Source organism: Cellulomonas sp. P1_G12_2 (assembly GCF_056405535.1).
On sequence record NZ_JBFUBX010000001.1, the window covers coordinates 384,976 to 402,176 of the forward strand.

Genomic DNA, 17,201 nt, shown 5'->3' on the forward strand with positions numbered 1-17,201 from the left:
ACACACACGCCCACCCCGACCTCTCCGTCCCGACGATCCGCCGAGGAGCACCGTGCGCGACGTCCTGTCGATGTTCCGCCTGCGCCGCACCCCGCAGACGGAGCGCGCGCGCCCCGAGCAGGTGCGCAACGGCGCCGGCGGGTTCGTGTTCGAGGTCGACGACGCGACTCGGCTGCACCGCTTCCTCACGCTCGGCACCGAGGGCGGCACCTACTACGCGTCCGCGCGTGACCTCACCGCCGACAATGCCGCCGCCGTCCTGCGCATGGCCAGGGCAGACGGGCTCGCGGTGGTCCGCGCGATCGTCGACGTCTCCACCGCGGGGCGCGCGCCGAAGCAGAACCCGGCGCTCTTCGCGCTCGCGATGGTCGCGTCGGTCGGCGACGACGACGCGCGTGCCGCTGCCCTTGCCGCGCTCCCGTCGGTCGCGCGCACCGGGACGCACCTGTTCGTCTTCGCGCGGTACGTCGAGCAGTTCCGCGGCTGGGGCCGTGGACTGCGGCGCGCGGTCGGGCGCTGGTACCTCGACAAGCCGATCGCTGACGTCGCCTACCAGGCGGTCAAGTACCGCGGACGAGAGGGCTGGACGCACCGCGACCTGCTGCGCCTGGCGCACCCCGTCACCACCGAGCCGGACCGCAGGGCCCTGTTCGAGTGGGTGGTGCGCGGCGTCCAGGACCCGGCGCTGCCGGCCGTCGTCACCGCGGCGGAGGCCGTGCAGGTGGCGGACGTCTCGGAGGCTGTCGCACTGGTCGCGCGGAACCCGCTGTCGTGGGAGATGCTGCCCGACCGCCTGCTCGGCGAGCGCGAGGTGTGGGAGGCGTTGCTGGCCAAGGGGATGCCGCAGACCGCGCTGATGCGTCAGCTCCCGCGGCTCACGCGGCTCGGCCTGCTCCAGGGTGACCTCGGCAAGTCGGTCGCGGGTCGGCTCGCCGACCCCGAACGGCTGCTGGCGGCTCGCGTGCACCCCGTCAACGTGCTCGTGGCGCAACGGACCTATGCGTCCGGGCGCTCGGCACGTGGCGATGGCGAGTGGACTCCCGAGCGTCGGATCGTCGACGCCCTGGATGCCGCCTACTACGCGGCATACCGCACGGTCGAGCCGACCCGGAAGCGCCTGATGCTGGCGCTCGACGTGTCGGGGTCGATGGGGGCGGGGATCTCGGGCATGCCGCTGACGGCCCGTGAGGCGTCGGCCGCGCTCGCGCTCGTCACGGCGGCGACCGAGGACGACGTCACCATCGTCGGGTTCACGGGCCGGGGGATCGGACGCTGGCGCCAGCGGGCGGGGCTGACCCCGCTCTCGATCAGTCCGAGGCAACGGCTCGACGACGTCCTGCGGACCACGGCGAACCTGCCGTTCGGTCCGACGGACTGCGCGCTGCCGATGCTCCACGCGCTGGAGGCGGGCCTCGCCATCGACACGTTCGTCGTCTACACGGACAACGAGACGTGGCACGGGGAGGTCCACCCGTTCCAGGCCCTGCAGCGGTACCGGGACGCCACCGGGATCCCGGCGCGGCTGGTCGTCGTGGGCATGACGTCCACAGGGTTCTCGATCGCCGACCCGACCGATGCGGGGATGCTCGACGTGGCCGGCTTCGACTCGGCCGTCCCCGGTCTGATCGGCGACTTCGCGCGTGGACAGTAGGGCCCAGCAGGCGCGCGAGCACCATCGCGCGGCCCAGGACGCAGAGCGTCTCGCTGCTCAGCATCGTGAGCAGCGAGACGCTCTCGTGCGTTCCCTCCACCTGTCTGGCGAGTGGTCCTACCGGTCGATCGCGCGGGCGGTCGGGTGCACCCCCGAGCTCGTCGCGAAGATCGTCAGGCCGCAGCGCTGAGCTCGGAGGTCACGGGCGCGTGCCCGGTCGACCGCCGCCGCCGGGGCCGCCCTGGCCGCCGCCGCCGCCCATCCCCGCGATCGCCTCACCGGCGGTGCCGGTCGCCGCGACCGTGGAGCCGCTGCTGTCGCCGGCCTGCGCGAGCCCGCCGACCGTCTCCCCGCTGACCGAGCCGCCGGTCGCCGCCGAGTACGTGTCCCCGGAGACGATGTCGGCCGACGCGTAGACCAGCGACGTGAAGTCCTTGGACGACTCGAACGCGGCGATCTCGTTCCCGTCGGCGTCGAGGACGTGGACCACCGTGCCGGCGGGCTGCGTCGAGGAGAACGTGAAGGCGACGAACGACTGCGCGGACTCGGCACCGGGCGTCATCGCCATCCCAGACGCGCCGGCCGCGAGGATCGTGCCGCCGGAGACGTCGAACGCGCCGTCCACGTCCAGTGCGCCGTTGCCGTCGTTCGTCGGGCCGCTCACGACGGCCGTGCCGCCGGTCATGGTGAAGAACCCGTTGGCGTCGAGCCCGTCGCCTTCGGAGTCGACGACGATCGTGCCGCCGGTGATGGTCAGGCCGACGTCGGTGCTCGCGGTCCCGCCGGGGGCCGCCTGCTCGCCCGTCGCGTCCGGGTCGGAGGCGTTCACGCCGTCGTCGCTGGCGACCACGGAGATGTCCCCGCCGCCGATCGTGATGAGGCCGGCCTCGAGACCCTCGTTCGATCCGGTGATGTCGACGGTGCCGTCGCTGATCTGGAGCGCCTGGTCGCCGTGCACGCCGTCGTCGCCCGCGTCGATGGTCAGGGAGCCGCCCGCGATGCTGACGACGCCGTCCGAGCCGATCCCGTCGTCGGCCGCGTCGATCAGCAGCTGCCCGCCGCCGACCACCACGGACACCGTGCCGGAGATGCCCTTGGGGGAGGCGTCCTCCGCGACCGCGGTCCCGCTGCCGCCGCCTGCGACGACGGCCACCGTGCCGTCCGCGACGATCACGTCGGTCTGCGCGGCGATGCCGTCGTCACCCGCCGCGATCGTCACGTCGCCGCCGGTGATCTCCACGTAGCCGAGCGTCTCGTCCTCGTCGTTGTCGGACTTCAGGCCGTCGCCGCCCGCCGTGACGTCGAGCGTGCCGCCGGAGACCACGAGGTAGTCCTTGCCGCGGATGCCGTCGTCGACCGCGTCGACCGTGATGGTGCCGCCCGCGATGACGAGGCCGTCCTTGGCGGCGATCCCGTCGTTCGCGTTGCCGGCCACGGTCAGGGAGCCGTCGCCGGTGATCGTGAGGTCCGCGCTGCTGAACAGGGCCGCGCTCGCGTCGTCGGTGTCCGCATAGGCGGTGGTGTCGGACAGGGTGCTGTCGCCCTCGAGGTGGACCACCACCTGGTCGGCGTCGAGGACCTGCAGCGGGGAGGTGGTCGAGCTGGCCAGGGCGGCGTCGTCGAGGATCAGGTGGACCACGCCGTCGTCGGTGGTGTTCACGACGACGGAGCCGTCGGCGAGCGTGCCGCTCAGCCGGTAGGTGCCGGCGGCGGTGATCGTGATCGTGCTGCCGTCGACGGTCACGCCGTCGGTCGCGGTCGGGTCGTCCAGGTCGACCGCGACCTCGTCCGACGAGGCCTCCAGGTCGACGTCGGACGGGGCCGTGTTGGCGGCCATCGCCTGCTCGACGGTGACGTTCGCGTCGGAGGTCGTGGTGACGGTCGTGCTCGAGTCGGTGCTGTCCGCGGCGTCGGCCGTCGCAGTGCAGCCGGCCAGCAGGGCCGCGACGAGGGCGGCGGGGACGAGGAACTTCGGGGTGAGGCGTCGCATGGGGTGTGCTCCTAACGGGTGACGTGCCGGTCGAGGACGCGGCGCCACGGGTGGTGGGGGAGGTCGGCGTGCAGGGCGGCCATGCCGGTGCCGTACTTGGAGATGCGGACCGGGCGGTGGCCGTGCCGCCACAGGAGGCGGTCGGTGGAGGAGGGCGTGGAGCCCGTCTTGGTCTCGATGACCACGCGGTCCGGCAGCGCCCTCGACCCGCCCGTGAGGGCCGACGTCCACACCAGCCCGGTGTCGATGGTCGTGCGGCTCTGGGTCCGCGGCAGGAAGAGGGTCGAGCGGCGGTATGTGCTGACCAGGGTCGGGCTGTAGAGCCCGGCGTTGTCGAGGACGTCGTCGGCGAACCGGCGGCCCTCGTCGGTCAGGGTGTCGCGGTCGTCCGGGTCGTACGGCAGGCGCGTCTTGACCGTGCTGCCGCGCGGACCGCGGGTCTTCACCTCGACCCAGCAGAGCTCGGAGTCCACGTAGGTGCGCGTGCGGATCTTGAACCGCCGCCGGCGACGGTGGGCCGCCCCGAGGTAGCTAGTGAGGTCGGGGGTGTCGAAGTAGACCGACTCGTAGGCGAAGTCGCGCTGGTCGCCGATCTCGAGGATGCGTGCACCGGGCTCGACGCCGCGCAGGAGCACCGGGACCGCGTCCGCCGGGACCACGTACTTGCGGTCGATCCGGGTCTGCAGGCTCGCCCGCTCGGTGAGCTCGACGAGGTCGATGGGCTCGAAGCTCATGCCGACACCGCCACCCGGGCTCGTGCCGTGGTCAGCTCGTACCGGACGTCCACGCAGGTGGTGTCGTTGACCAGGTCGACGCGCTGCACGATCGCGGTGTGCACCGTGGCGCCGAGCAGGCGTTCCAGGTGCGCGGCGAGCGCGGTCTCGTCGGTGATGGCCGAGTCGAGGATCATCGTCTGCTGCCGGTACTGCCGGAGCATCCGCGGGTGGTCGACGACCGCCATGACCACGACGACCATCACCATCAGCGAGGCGTTCAGGGCCGACGGCGTCACCGCGAGCCCGCCCAGCAGCCCGAGCGCCAGCGCCGAGAAGTAGTACGCCACCTCGTGCTGGGTCAGCTCCGTGGAGCGCAGGCGGATGATCGACAGCACGCCGAACAGCCCGAGCCCGAGGCCGGCGCCCACCGCGCTGCTCGCCAGGGCGGTCGCCACCGCCAGCACGCCGACGTTGACGCCGAGGTACGCGACGACGAGGTCACGCCGCCGGTGCCGGGGGAAGTAGACGCCGAGTGCGAGGACGCTGATGGCGACGAGATCGAGCGCGAGGAGCGCGTACTGAGTCATGGGAACCCTCCTAGTGGGACGGGTTCCATTGAGCCGAGCGAGCCTGTGCCGTCGCTGTGCGAGGGCTGAGGCGCAGGCGTGGATCGGGCACGGGACCACCCGCCGGTATGGAAGGGTTTCCCCTCGTTCCCTCTCCGCCCTCCACCTTGGGAGTTCCCCCGTGCGCGTGTCCCGTCGTCTGCTCGTCGTCCCGGCCGCCGCCGTCCTCGCCTGGTCGCTGACCGCGTGCGGAGGGTCCGCGCCGGAGGCCGCACCGACGTCCTCCGTCGGCGCATCGGTCGAGGAGGAGACGGTCGTCGAGCCCGCCGGTTTCGAGCTCACCACGGACAACCTGGGCGACATCGCCACGGCGATGCTGGCCGCGAAGACCTACGACACGACGATGGTCACGGACGTCGCCGGCGCCTCCATGACCGCTCAGGGCCAGGCACGCGTCACCGACGCCGGCAACGAGCTGACCATGACGATGAGCAGCGCGCAGATGACCGCGCCCATCGAGATGCGCATCGTCGGCGGCCAGATGTACATCAACATGGGTGAGCTGACCGGGGGCATGTTCTGGCAGCTGGACCCCACCGACACCAGCAACCCCCTGACCGCGTCGCTCTCGCAGACGACCGGCTCCAGCGCGACCGACAGCCTCGAGGAGATCCTCCCCGCCCTGGTCAGCGTCACCAAGGCCGGAGCCGCCGAGCAGCTCGACGGCGTCAGCGCGCAGCCGTACGACGTGGTGGTCGACACCAGCAAGATGGCCGGCCCGTCGGCGGAGCAGTTCGCCGCCGCGGCCGCAGCCGGGGTCGAGGTGCCGAAGGAGATCACCTACACGTACTGGGTCGGGGACGACAAGCTGCCCCGCAAGCTCGTGATGGACATGATGGGCTCGCACATCGAGATGACGCTCAGCAACTGGGGCGGCCCGGTGACGATCGAGGCCCCGCCGGCCGACCAGGTGACGGCGGCGCCGGCGATGTGATCAGCGCCTGACGCGGTACCGGATGTGCGGTCATCATGGCCCGCCGAGTGTCGGCGGTCGATCGTACACTTGTTCGATTCCGATAGGGATCGACAGGAGGTAGCGAGGTGACGGCGCTTCTCGACGACCCGCGCACCCCGGCTTCCGACTGGGGCCCGTCGCCCGAGCTGGACCTGAGGCACGTCGAGGCGTTCCCGATCCCCGGCCTGACGCTCAGCGAGCTCGCCGGCCGGCTCGAGTCCGTGTCGGTCGCGGACGCCTCCGACGTCGAGCTGGTCAACGCCGTCACCGCGTGGCAGCAGGTGCTCAACATGGCGCAGGCCGCGCAGGCCGTCGTCATCCGCGAGATGGAGGCGAGGACGCCGGACGCGCTGGCCAAGGTCGGCGACGAGCTGGCGTGCGCGCTGGTGTGCACGGGGCGGCTGGCTCGGGACCTGGTCCTGCGGGCGTCGTTCGCGGGTGACCGTCCGGCGCTCGCGGACGCGTGGGCCGCGGGTGCGGTCGACGCGCGCAAGGTCGACGTGATCGTCGCCGAGACCCTCGCCGCGGAGCCCGGCACCGTGGCTGCGGTGGTCGCCGACGCTCTCGACCGCGCCCAGGACCTCACGGCGCCCCAGCTGGCTCGGCACGTGCGGGGTGCCGTGATCGGTGCCGACGCCGCGGCTGCGGAGCGGCGGCGCGTCAAGGAGCGAGCCGATCGCTGGGTCTCGATGCGCCTGTCCGAGCACGGGATGGCGTTCCTCAGCGCCTACCTGCCGGCCGAGCACGCGACCGCGGCCTTCACGGCGGTCGACGCCCTCGCGGGGAACGCCGCCGTCGACGGCGACGACCGCACGGTCGACCAGCGTCGCGCGGACGCGTTCGCCGATGTGTTCACGGGCATCCTGGACCGGCAGGCCACCCCGGACGGGACGCCACTGCCGACCCGGCACGGGCAGCGGGTCTCCCTGCAGGTCGCGGTGGCGGCGAGCACCCTGTTGGGCGTGGACGACAACCCGGCGGTCCTCGAGTCGTACGGTCCGATCACCGCGGAGGTCGCCCGCGAGCTGGCGCAGGACGCCACGTGGCGCCGGGTGCTGACCGACGCCACCGGCCAGGTCTGCGCGGTCGGCAGCGCCACCTACCGGCCGGGCGCCGACCTGACCCGCACCGTCATCGCCCGCGACGTCACCTGCACCTTCCCGGGGTGCCGGCAGCCTGCGTCGCGCTGCGAGATCGACCACCGCGTCCCCTACGACTTCTCGCGAGCGCCGGCCGGCTCGGTGCACGACGTTCAGACGTGCGAGGCGAACCTGCACGCCCTGTGCAAGCACCACCACGAGGCCAAGACGAAGGGGTGGTGGAAGGTGACCTGGGACCCGGTCACCGGGATCTCGACGTGGACCGACCGGCACGGGCTGACGTACGCGCGCCATCCGGTCCAGCTGTTGACCACGCCGTCCGTCGCCGAGCACCCACCGCCGCCACCGCCACCGCGCGACTGGGGCGACCCACCGTTCTGAGCCCGGCGGCGGCCGGACTGTCGCCGAGGGGGCCGAAGGACGGGCGGGGCCACGCGGCGGCCTCGTCGAGGCGTCGCCCGCCGACGAGTCAGGCCGGGTTCCAGCCGAGCCGCGGCGCGACGCTCGTCGCCACGTTCTCGAGGATGCGGCGGCTCATGGCGTGGGTCGCGTTCGCGGGCAGGACGATGTCGAGCCCCGTCGCCTCCTGGAGGGCGACGTCGGCCTGCAGGCTGGCGACGACCTCGTCGGGCGATCCGTGGTGCGTCGGGCTGAACACCCCGAACCCGGTGCCGGCGGGCGGGCGACCCGTGGCGTCGAAGCGGCCCGCGTACCAGGCGATGTACTCGGCGAAGAGCTCGTCGTCCGCGGGCATGACGCTCGGCAGGACGATCCGTCCGGCGACCGCGCGCGGGGTCCGACCGGGGACGTCGAACGTCTCCTTGTACGCGCGGATCTGGTCGCGCTGCGTCTCCTCGAAGGACCGCCCGTCGTCCTCCCCGTTGAGCGTCGAGACCAGCAGGTCCATCCCCTGCTCGGCGGTCCGTACGGCGGTCGCCCGAGACCCGGGCCCGTACCAGACCCGGTCGGCGAGGCCGGGGCTGTGCGGCGTGACGGTCAGGGGGGTGCCGGGCGGTGCGATCGGGAAGCCGCCCTCCGGGGCGACTGCGACGGGCTCCCCGGCGAGAGCCGCGCGCAGCCGGGCGATGCGGTGCTGGGACTCGTCGTCGAACGAGAGCTCACTGGAGCCGTAGACCCCGTCGAGCAGCGCGGCCGACGGCTTGATCCCGCCGGCGACGCCCAGCTCGAGCCGGCCGCCGGACAGGAGGTCGACCGTCGCGGCGTCCTCCGCGACCGCGATCGGGTCGGCGTACCGCATCGGCAGGACCGCGGTGCCGAACCGGATGCGCGTGGTCGCCTGGCCGATGGCCGCGAACAGGGGGAACGGCGAGGAGAGGAACTTCTCCAGGTGACGGACCCGGACCCAGCCGATGTCGTAGCCGAGCTCCTCCGCGTACTGGAAGAGGTCGATGGCGTCGCGCAGGGACTGGCCCGCGTCGGCCGGGTCGTCGTACGGGACGAACGTGAGGAAGCTGAGCTCGAGGCGGGGGGCGGTCACGCGCGCATCGTACGAGCACGCTGCCTCGTCGGACGCGCCGGGGCGGGCTGATCTCAGTCGCCGAGCACCCAGCCGTGCGGCTCGGCCAGCCTCTCGGCGGACTTCGGCCCCCACGAGCCGACCGCGTACGGCTCGGGCGTCGGACGCGCGTCGCCCAGCAGCGGAGCGAAGGCGATCCAGGCCGCCTCCAGCCCGGCCGGCGTCGTGAACAGGGTGCGGTCGCCGACGAGGACGTCCTCCAGCAGCCCGGCGTACGGCGGCAGGGACTCGCCCGGCTCGACGTCGGCCAGCTCCAGGTTGGCCGTCCCGGTCCCGAGCTCGAGGAACGCGCCGGGCTTCTTGACGGTCGTCGTCACCTCGAGCTCGCCCGAGCCGGCCAGCGAGACGATCACACGGTTGGGGCCGACGGGGGAGCCGAACAGCGTGTCCGGCGTCCGCAGCACGAGGGTGACCTGCTGCGCCGAGCCGCCCATCCGCTTGCCGGTCCGCAGCAGGAAGGGCACGCCCTTCCACCGCTCGGTGTCCACCCAGAGCCGCGCGGCGACGAACGTGTCGGTGGTGGAGTCGTCGGGTACGCCGTCGATGTCGCGGTAGCCCTCGAACTGCCCGAGCACCACGTCGTTCGCGGGGTCGAGCGGCCGGAAGTGCTGGATGACGTCCTCGCGTGCCTTGCCCAGGTTCGCCGCGTCGAGCTTGCGCGGCGGCTCCATCGCGACCTCCGCGGCCACCTGGAACAGGTGCGTGACCAGCATGTCGAGCGCGGCGCCGGTTGCGTCGTAGAACTCGGCGCGCTGCGCGACGTCCAGCGTCTCGGGCACGTCGATCTGCACCTGCTCCACGTGTCGCCGGTTCCACACCCCGCCGAACAGCTCGTTGGCGAACCGCAGGACGTGCAGGTTCTGCGTCGCCTCCTTGCCCAGGAAGTGGTCGATCCGGAACACCTGCTCCTCGTCGAACGCGGCGTGCACGGTCGCGTCGAGGTCCCGGAACGTCTCCAGCGACGTGCCGTACGGCTTCTCGTAGACCACCCGGACGCCGTCGGTCAGCCCGGCCTTGTCCAGCGCCCGCGTGATCGGCGCGAACGACGACGGCGGCACCGCGAGGTAGTGGACGACCGTGGCACCGCCACCGAGCACGCCCTGCAGCCGGTCCAGCTCTCCCGGCAGCTCGTCGGCACTGCCGTCCTCGGTGACGTCACCGCAGTACGCGGTGTGCGTGGTCAGCTCGGGGACGCCCTCGGCCGCCTCCTCGTCGCCGAACTCCTCGACCGCGGTGCGGAGCAGCTCGTCGAACTCCGTCGAGCTGATCGGGGTGCGTCCCGTGCCGAGCAGCGCCCAGCGCTCGGGCAGCAGACCGCGGCGCTGGAGGGTGGCCAGCGCGGGCAGGACCATGCGCCGCGCGAGGTCCCCGCGGGCACCGTGCAGGACGAAGATCAGGGGCTCGGTGGGCGCCATCGGGCGGGTCCTCACGACGGTGACAGGCGGAGCCTCGACCGTACGTGCGCTTGCCGACGAGCGCGCGGCGGCGCGGTCTGGCGCCCGTGGTGGACGACGATGGGCTGCATGACGAGCTACCTCGGGATCGACCTCGCGTGGGCGGCGCGGGCGCGGACCGGCCTTGCCGCGCTCGACGAGACCGGTCGCCTCGTCGCGTCCACCGCGGTGGTCACGGACGACGAGATCGCCACCTTCGTCGACGCGCACACGAGCGGGACCGTCGTCGCCGCGATCGACGCGCCGCTGATCGTCCCCAACGCCACGGGCTCGCGGGTGCCGGAGCAGCTCGTCTCGCGGGAGTTCGGGCCCTACAACGCGGGCGCCTACCCCTCCAACCGGTCCCGCCCGCTCTTCGACCCTCCGCGCGGCGAGACGCTCTGCGCTCGGTTCGGGTGGGACCCCGACCCGGCGACCGCGCCCGGCCACGGCACCTCGGTCGCCATCGAGGTCTACCCGCACCCGGCGATGGTCGTGCTCTTCGCGCTGGCCAGCGTCCTGCCCTACAAGGCGAAGCGCGGACGCGGGCTGGACAGCCTCAAGGTCGCCTTCCTGTCCCTCCTCGACCACATGGAGCGGGTCTGCGACGAACCGCTCCGGCTGACCACGTCGGCGCGCTGGGCGGAGATCCGCAGCGCGGTGGCAGCGGCCGGCCGGATCGCGGATCTCGACCGCGTCGAGGACGAGGTCGACGCCGTCCTCTGCGCCTATCTCGCCTGGCTCTGGGGCACGGGATCCCCGGCCATGCGGGTCCTCGGCGACGTCCACAGCGGCTACATCGTGGTTCCGGGGAGCCCCTCCGTCCCGCCCGCGCGTCCCGTCCGGGTGCCTGCGCTGGACCTGGCGGACGAGTTCCGCGCGGCCGTCCCGAGCCTGACGCGGCGCGAAGCCGAGCGTCTGGTCGAGATCGCCCGGGAACGCGCCCGCGTGATCCTCTAGCCGACCGGTGTCGGGACCCGCTCGACCCGGGCGACGCGGTCCAGGATCGCGTCCAGCACCGCCCCGCGGTCGAACTGCATCGCGTGCAGGCGGGCGCGGGTCTCCCAGCCGGCGCGCTCGTCGGGAGACATGGTCAGCACGCGGTCCAGCGCGGCGGCGATGGCCGACGGTGACTCCACCGGCACGATGATCGCCGTGTCGCCGACCGCCTCGCCGATGCCTCCGGTGTCCGTGGTGATGACCGGACCGCCGCCGGCGAGCATCTTCTCGGCCAGGGCGATCCCGAACGTCTCGACGAACTCCGGCCGAGGCTTGCTCGGCAGCACGTAGGACGCGGACGCGGCCATCAGGTGGGCCTTCTCGTCGTCGTCGACGTCGTCGAAGAACACGATGCGGTCGGCGGCGCTCGACGCGGCGGCGAGCTCCTGGAGCCGGTCGGCGTCGGGTCCGCTGCCCGCGACGACCAGCCGGAGGGAGTCGGCCGCGCGACTTTCGGCGAAGCCGGCGATGAGGTCGTCGACCCCCTTGGCGTGCGCGAGACGGGACAGGAACAGGACGTAGCCGTCGCGCTCCAGGCCGCGGGACGCCAGGACGCGGTCGGTCTCGGCGGCGTCGAGGTCCAGGTAGGAGCCCACGTCGATGGCCGGATAGGAGACCGTCACGCGCTCGCGGCACTGGGCGGCGAACGTGGTGCCGTGCTTGGCGTCGATGGCGGCGGCCTCGGCGATGATCAGCTCGCGCGTGTAGTCGCTGACCGCCAGGCACACGTCGTGCTCGAGGTAGCTGGACAGCACGTGCGCGGCTGCACCGAACTCGTCCTTCTCGACGCAGGCGCGCACCACGTTGGTGACGTCGGAGCCGACCGCCTCGGCGACAGTCGTGACGTTGACGGGCAGGCCGGTCCGTCGGGCGACGTGCACGGCGTCGGCCACCGCGAGCGAGTGCGGGCTCAGGTACAGGGACATGGCGACCGTCGGGACGCCGTCGGTGAAGAGCTCCACCAGGCGGCCGACGATCCCCGCGAGCCAGCGGCCGTCGGGGACCTTGTAGTCGCCGACGGGCTCGGGGCGCTCGACGGTGATCCCCGGCGAGTAGGGCAGCACCCCGTCGAGCGGCTTGAGGGGGAGGCCCGTCGCCTGCAGCCGGTCGATGGGCCACGTGACGATGCGGACGTCGTCGAAACCCCGCTGGAGGGCGGCCTCCGCGAGGTTGCGGGCCTCGCCCGAGTGCCCGCAGATGACCGGGTCGGCGCGGACGACGATGACGAGACGGCGGTTCGGGAACACGGCGACTCCTGGGGTCAGCGCCGCAGCGCGGTGGACGGGGGGGTCGTGCTGACGGACGGGGGCCGGACGGTGGTGCCCCAGGCGCTGGGCGTCGGACCGAGCTCCAGGTGCAGGCGTCCGCCGCGGTGGAGCTCGGTACCGGTCAGCCACGTGCGATCGAGCCGCTCACCGTCGAGGTGGACGGACTGTACATACTGCGTAGGTCCGTCGGGTGTCGGTTCGATGAACCCTGAGGTCTCGATGACGAAGTTGCGGTCGCCGACCTCGATGCTCGACTCCCGCCACGCGGGCGCGCTGATGAGGAACAGGTTCTGGCCGGCCACCGGGAAGATCCCCAGCGACGCCCACACGAACCACGAGCTCAACCCGCCGGAGTCGTCGTTGCCCGGCAGCCCGCCGCGGCCGACGCCGAACTGGTTCTGCACGATCGCCTGCACCACCTCGGCGGTCCGGTCGGGCCGGCCGGCGTAGTGGTAGGACCAGGGAGCCTCCATGTCGGGCTCGTTGTTCAGGCCCTCGAACCGGTTGAGCGCGTAGCCGGCCGCCATCTCCTCGAGGTCCGGCCGCAGCCCCGGCTGCGTCACGGGTGGGGCGTCGAAGCCGAAGAACTGGTCGAGCTGCGCGACGAAGGCGTCATCGCCTCCAGAGAGCTTGATGCGCGCGGCCATGTCGTGCAGCAGCCGGAACGAGTAGTTCCAGCGCCCGCCCTCGTAGTACGTGGAGTCCTGCAGGAGGCCGGTCTCCTCGTCGAACGCGTTGACCCAGCGCGCGGCCAGCGGCGTGAACTGCTCGACGAGCATCGGGTCGCCCACGTGCGCCGCGATCTGCGAGGTGCACCAGTACCCGAACGCCAGGTCGAGCGTGTGGCTGATCGGGTGCACCTTGCCGCGCAGCAGGAAGTCCTCGCCGTACGTGCGGCGCAGGTCGTTGTGCATGTGCACCAGCGCCCAGTCCCAGTCCATCCCGGGCAGGCCCAGCTGGCACAGGTCGGACAGGAACGTGTGCGCCAGCGCGCTCGCCTGCCGGCTGAACTGGTCGGCGCCGCGGGCCATCCGGTACCCGATCGGGAGGTTCCCCTCCTCCTCGGAGATGTACAGGAGCGCGTTCGCCAGCTCCACGGCCTTGTCCGGCATGAGCGTTGTCAGCAGGGGGAGCTGCGTCCGGTAGATGTCCCACATGGTCGCGATGTCGAACGCGAACGGGCCGTCGGTCGGCCAGAACGGCGACTCGTCCAGGGCCAGGCACGGCTTGATCAGCGAGTGGTACAGCGCAGTCGAGAAGACCGTCTGCTTGTCCTTCGACGGAGTGTCCACCCGGATCTTGCCGAGGCTCTCCTGCCACTTCTCCGCAGTCGCCGCGCGCCTCGTCGCAAAGCTGGACGGCCCCGGACCGCACTCGCGCTCGAGGTTCTCCCGGGCCTGGTCGACGCCTCGCAGCGAGAACCCGAACCGCAGCTCCACCACCTGACCGGGCTCGGACGGCCCGGCCCACATGAGCCCGAACGGCCTCAGGGTGGTCGGCCGGATGCGGTCGAAGTCCAGCCGCGTGCCACCCGGCATGAGCCGACGGTCGTACCAGAGCATCTGCCGCCAGCGCGGGTCGTCGCACTCCACGTGGATGGCCAGCGGTGCACCCTCGACGACGATCTCGCCCTGCGCGATCCCCGGGCTGATCGAGTGCAGGTGCGCCCGCAGCGGCACCGTGCGGCCGTAGGGGATGGTCAGACCGCCGAGCGAGAAGTCGATCACCAGGCGCGCGTCGCGGTGCGCAGGGAACGTGTACCGGTGGACCGCCGACTTGGGGCCGACGGTGATCTCCGCGCGGATGCCCGACTCGAGCGTGRCCGCGTAGTAGCCCGGCTCCGCAGCCTCGTCCACGATCTCCCACAGGTCACCGAGGCCGTCCAGGGGCTGCAGCATCGGGGTGACGCGGAAGTAGTTGTAGTACTTGCGAATCGCGCCCGTGCCGGACTGCTGGAAGTGCGTGAACCCGCTGGCCACCTGGCGCTCGTGCATCTCCGTGGGGAGGCCCTCGGTGCCGAGGTCGTAGCGGCCGTAGCCCGTCGGGTACGCGCCGCTGTACGCGCAGGCACTGACCATGCCGAGCGGGTACGTGGCACCCGGGTGGGTGTTGCCGACCTGCGGCTTGGGCCACCACCACGTCGTTGCGAGGCCGTGCTGGTCGGGCAGGCTCGTGGCTTCCGTGCCGATGAAGGGGTCGACGCGTTCGAACATCCGCCGCTCCTTGCGCTCGTCCGGGTGGGGACAGGGTCGCGTGCGGGAGACGCCTGCGTCCATGCCCTGGTTCTGGGGACGGTACGTGCGGAGTGTTGCGGGGGGGTTTCGGGATCGAACTCAGCCAGAGGTCGCGGGCGCAGCGTGAGCCTCGAACCGTTCCCATCGCCACGCGAGCAGGGTGCGATCGGGCTGATCCTTGGCCTTCTTCGGGATGGTCAGGCTGCGGCCATGCATGTCCTGCAGACCGTGTCGGAGCATCGGGCCATCGATCTCCAGGAGCAGGTCCCTATCGATCGACACCTTGTAGTCGGGGGAGATGCCGAGCATCTGTTGGTCGTACGCGGCGTGATGGATCTTGCAGAGGGCAAGCCCGTTGGACGTCGTCGGAACGCCTCCCGCCTCCGTGTCCGGCACGATGTGCGCGGCGTCAAGGAGAGAGCCGTGTCGAAGTGTGCACACCGCGCAGGTCGTCTCGTAGGCGAGGAGAACCCGAGTCCGGAAAGCGGGTTGGTGCAGGCGTTGGCGAGCCAGTCGCAGCGCGTAAGCCCGCTGTGGGTCTGAAAGGTCCCGCGTCGATCCCATGAAGCGAAATGCCTCGTCCAAGGCGATGGTGAACGAGCGCCTCACGGGATCGTCATCGACCACATAGACCGGCATGACCGGCGTGTAGTAGTTGGCGATCTCCTTGCGAAAGAGGATCAGTGGTTGTCCAGTGGAGATGGCAGCACGCAACTTCCGGTTGTCCCCACCAGCTGGGTCACCTGCCCGATACGCGTAATGCAGGAGGCCATCGGTCTGGCTCTCAGTGTCGTCGTACGGGCCGCTGGCAGAGGCCACGATTGCCAGAGTCGACGAGAACTCACGCGGATTGCGGATACCCCTCGAGAAGTCAATGATCGGCAGCTCCCTGCCATCGATCGTGAAGTCCAAGAGCTCGTGTCGATGCAGAAACCCACCATTGGCGTCTGCGCGCTCACGCACCCAATCGAAGATCCGCATACGGAGGGCGCTCTCGACGGCAGTGTCCACCGGATCAGCTGAGCAGTAACTGAACGCAAAACGCAAGGTTGGTTGTGAGTGGCCCGCGACACCGACGGTTCGGGGGCTCTGGAGGGCGGCGGCCGCCTCTCGCTGCGATGATCAGCAACGCATTCGCACTCCACAGCCCAACAGCCCGAAGGGTCCCTTCATGACCGAGGCCACGGCTGTCCGCCAGCCCCCCGCCGTCCCGCGCTCCGCGTGGAACGCGCTCATCGTCCTCATGGCCGGCATGTTCATGGCCCTGCTGGACACCACGATCGTCAACGTCGCGCTCCCGACGATCAGGCTCAGCCTCGACGCGTCCGAGGCCACGCTCAGCTGGATCATCAGCGGCTACGCCCTCGCGTTCGGCATCGCGCTGATCCCGGCGGGGCGGATCGGTGACCGGGTCGGCCACAAGTGGGTGTTCTTCACCGGCCTGCTGCTTTTCACGGTCGCGAGCGCGTTCTGCGGGTTGGCGCAGGACAGCCTCCAGCTGATCGTCGCGCGGGCGGTGCAGGGGCTCGCCGGGGGCATCTTCGTGCCGGGTGTGACGGCGATGATCCAGCTGCTGTTCCCCCCGCAGGTGCGCGGCAAGGCGTTCGCGATCATGGGCTCGGTCATCGGGGTGTCGACGGCACTGGGGCCGATCCTCGGTGGGCTGATCATCGAGGCGTTCGGCGACGAGAACGGCTGGCGGCTCGTCTTCTGGGTCAACCTGCCGATCGGTGTCCTCGCCCTGGTCGCCGCGGCGAAGATCCTGCCGGCGGGCGCGGAGGGCAAGCAGAAGCCCGGGTACGACTTCGTCGGCCTGGCGCTCGTGACCGCGGGGCTGATCGCGCTGCTGGTGCCGCTGATCGAGGGACAGGACAAGGGCTGGCCGGCGTGGACGTTCGTCACGCTGGCGGTGGGCGTGCTCCTGATCGTGGCGTTCGCGTTCTGGGAGAAGCACATCGAGGACGACAACCCGATGGTGCCGCCGCACCTGTTCTCGCACCCGGCGTTCACGGGCGGGACGATCCTCGCGCTCGTCTACTTCGCCGCGTTCACGTCCATCTTCTTCACCATCTCGCTGCTCTGGCAGGCGGGGCTCGGGCACACCGCGCTGGAGTCCGGGCTTGTGGCGGTGCCGTTCGCGATCGGGTCGATCATCGGGGCGTCGCAGAGCAACCGTCTCTCGCAGCGGCTGGGCCGCACCGTGCTCGTCGTCGGCACCGCAATGGTCGCGGTCGGCCTGGTCTGGGTGTGGCTGGTGTTCCGCCAGGTGCCCGCCGCCGACCTCACGCACTGGCAGCTCCTGGTCCCCCTGCTCATCGGCGGCATCGGCAGCGGGCTGTTCATCGCTCCGAACGCGCAGTTCATCGTCGCGACCGTGGACCGCTCGGAGGCGGGTGCAGCCAGCGGGGTGATCGGGGTGATGCAGCGCGTCGGGTCGGCCATCGGCATCGCCGTCATCGGCAGCGTCCTGTTCGGCACCCTCGTCATCACCAGCAACGACCCCGCGCAGATCGCGCAGGCGTTCACCGACAGCGCCGCGCACGCCATGGCGGTGAGCGCCGCACTGGCCGTCGTCGCCTTCGCGCTGGTGTTCGTGCTTCCGCGCAAGGTCGACGCGCACGGCGGGCCGCCGCCCGCGGAGTGAGTCGTCGCCGAACCGTCGACGAGACGCCACCTGGCGGCCACGTCGCCG

13 protein-coding genes are annotated in these 17,201 nt (G+C 71.6%); 5 read left to right on the plus strand and 8 right to left on the minus strand.

The window, feature by feature from the left end; all coding sequences use genetic code 11:
* Positions 1–52: 52 nt before the first annotated feature.
* Entirely contained in the window at positions 53–1,651 is a 1,599-nt protein-coding gene (locus AC1DXT_RS01940) for a TROVE domain-containing protein (protein ID WP_477059692.1), read from the plus strand.
* Positions 1,652–1,850: 199 nt separating this feature from the next.
* Here AC1DXT_RS01940 and AC1DXT_RS01945 read toward each other — a convergent pair whose 3' ends face one another.
* The 3 genes from AC1DXT_RS01945 to AC1DXT_RS01955 are packed head-to-tail and all read right to left on the minus strand — an operon-like array spanning position 1,851 to position 4,944.
* Complete coding sequence (locus AC1DXT_RS01945) at positions 1,851–3,641, minus strand: carbohydrate-binding domain-containing protein (RefSeq protein ID WP_477059693.1); 1,791 nt, start codon at positions 3,639–3,641, stop codon at positions 1,851–1,853.
* An 11-nt stretch (positions 3,642–3,652) separates the two neighbouring features.
* Positions 3,653–4,375, minus strand: coding sequence for a polyphosphate polymerase domain-containing protein (locus AC1DXT_RS01950; protein ID WP_477059694.1), 723 nt, complete (start codon positions 4,373–4,375; stop codon positions 3,653–3,655).
* Complete coding sequence (locus AC1DXT_RS01955; RefSeq protein ID WP_477059695.1) at positions 4,372–4,944, minus strand: DUF4956 domain-containing protein; 573 nt, start codon at positions 4,942–4,944, stop codon at positions 4,372–4,374. Before AC1DXT_RS01955 ends, AC1DXT_RS01950 begins: the two co-directional genes overlap by 4 nt.
* A 160-nt stretch (positions 4,945–5,104) precedes the next feature.
* On the opposite strand from AC1DXT_RS01955, the gene AC1DXT_RS01960 reads away from it, so the two are divergent.
* On the plus strand, positions 5,105–5,917 hold the full coding sequence (locus AC1DXT_RS01960; RefSeq protein ID WP_477059696.1) for an SCO4651 family lipoprotein: 813 nt from the start codon (positions 5,105–5,107) through the stop codon (positions 5,915–5,917).
* Between the two features lie 107 nt (positions 5,918–6,024).
* Positions 6,025–7,419 (plus strand): HNH endonuclease signature motif containing protein, encoded by a 1,395-nt coding sequence (locus AC1DXT_RS01965; RefSeq protein ID WP_477059697.1) that lies wholly within the window; start codon positions 6,025–6,027, stop codon positions 7,417–7,419.
* Between the two features lie 88 nt (positions 7,420–7,507).
* Here AC1DXT_RS01965 and AC1DXT_RS01970 read toward each other — a convergent pair whose 3' ends face one another.
* Together AC1DXT_RS01970 and AC1DXT_RS01975 are read right to left on the minus strand one after the other, a co-directional pair.
* Positions 7,508–8,536, minus strand: coding sequence for an LLM class flavin-dependent oxidoreductase (locus tag AC1DXT_RS01970; protein ID WP_477059698.1), 1,029 nt, complete (start codon positions 8,534–8,536; stop codon positions 7,508–7,510).
* Positions 8,537–8,589: 53 nt separating this feature from the next.
* Complete coding sequence (locus AC1DXT_RS01975; RefSeq protein WP_477059699.1) at positions 8,590–9,990, minus strand: glucose-6-phosphate dehydrogenase; 1,401 nt, start codon at positions 9,988–9,990, stop codon at positions 8,590–8,592.
* Positions 9,991–10,098: 108 nt separating this feature from the next.
* Here AC1DXT_RS01975 and AC1DXT_RS01980 point away from each other — a divergent pair, with 108 nt between their 5' ends.
* On the plus strand, positions 10,099–10,968 hold the full coding sequence (locus tag AC1DXT_RS01980) for a DUF429 domain-containing protein (RefSeq protein WP_477059700.1): 870 nt from the start codon (positions 10,099–10,101) through the stop codon (positions 10,966–10,968).
* Here AC1DXT_RS01980 and AC1DXT_RS01985 read toward each other — a convergent pair.
* From AC1DXT_RS01985 to AC1DXT_RS01995, 3 genes are all read right to left on the minus strand, one after another.
* Positions 10,965–12,254 (minus strand): glycosyltransferase, encoded by a 1,290-nt coding sequence (locus tag AC1DXT_RS01985; protein WP_477059701.1) that lies wholly within the window; start codon positions 12,252–12,254, stop codon positions 10,965–10,967. The two genes, AC1DXT_RS01980 and AC1DXT_RS01985, sit on opposite strands and share 4 nt — an antisense overlap.
* Positions 12,255–12,268: 14 nt before the next feature.
* A complete protein-coding gene (locus tag AC1DXT_RS01990; RefSeq protein WP_477059702.1) occupies positions 12,269–14,488 on the minus strand; it encodes a glycoside hydrolase domain-containing protein in 2,220 nt (739 codons plus the stop codon).
* A 120-nt stretch (positions 14,489–14,608) separates the two neighbouring features.
* Positions 14,609–15,520: an HNH endonuclease gene (locus tag AC1DXT_RS01995; protein ID WP_477059703.1), complete on the minus strand. Its 912-nt coding sequence runs from the start codon at positions 15,518–15,520 to the stop codon at positions 14,609–14,611.
* Between the two features lie 160 nt (positions 15,521–15,680).
* Here AC1DXT_RS01995 and AC1DXT_RS02000 point away from each other — a divergent pair, with 160 nt between their 5' ends.
* Positions 15,681–17,153: a DHA2 family efflux MFS transporter permease subunit gene (locus tag AC1DXT_RS02000; RefSeq protein ID WP_477059704.1), complete on the plus strand. Its 1,473-nt coding sequence runs from the start codon at positions 15,681–15,683 to the stop codon at positions 17,151–17,153.
* Positions 17,154–17,201 lie beyond the last annotated feature (48 nt).

Coding starts and splice junctions, on each gene's coding strand:
- AC1DXT_RS01980 (WP_477059700.1), top strand. CDS start 10,099: ATGACGAGCTACCTCGGGATCGACCTCGCGTGGGCGGCGCGGGCGCGG.
- AC1DXT_RS01975 (WP_477059699.1), bottom strand. CDS start 9,990: ATGGCGCCCACCGAGCCCCTGATCTTCGTCCTGCACGGTGCCCGCGGG.
- AC1DXT_RS01955 (WP_477059695.1), bottom strand. CDS start 4,944: ATGACTCAGTACGCGCTCCTCGCGCTCGATCTCGTCGCCATCAGCGTC.
- AC1DXT_RS01950 (WP_477059694.1), bottom strand. CDS start 4,375: ATGAGCTTCGAGCCCATCGACCTCGTCGAGCTCACCGAGCGGGCGAGC.
- AC1DXT_RS02000 (WP_477059704.1), top strand. CDS start 15,681: ATGACCGAGGCCACGGCTGTCCGCCAGCCCCCCGCCGTCCCGCGCTCC.
- AC1DXT_RS01945 (WP_477059693.1), bottom strand. CDS start 3,641: ATGCGACGCCTCACCCCGAAGTTCCTCGTCCCCGCCGCCCTCGTCGCG.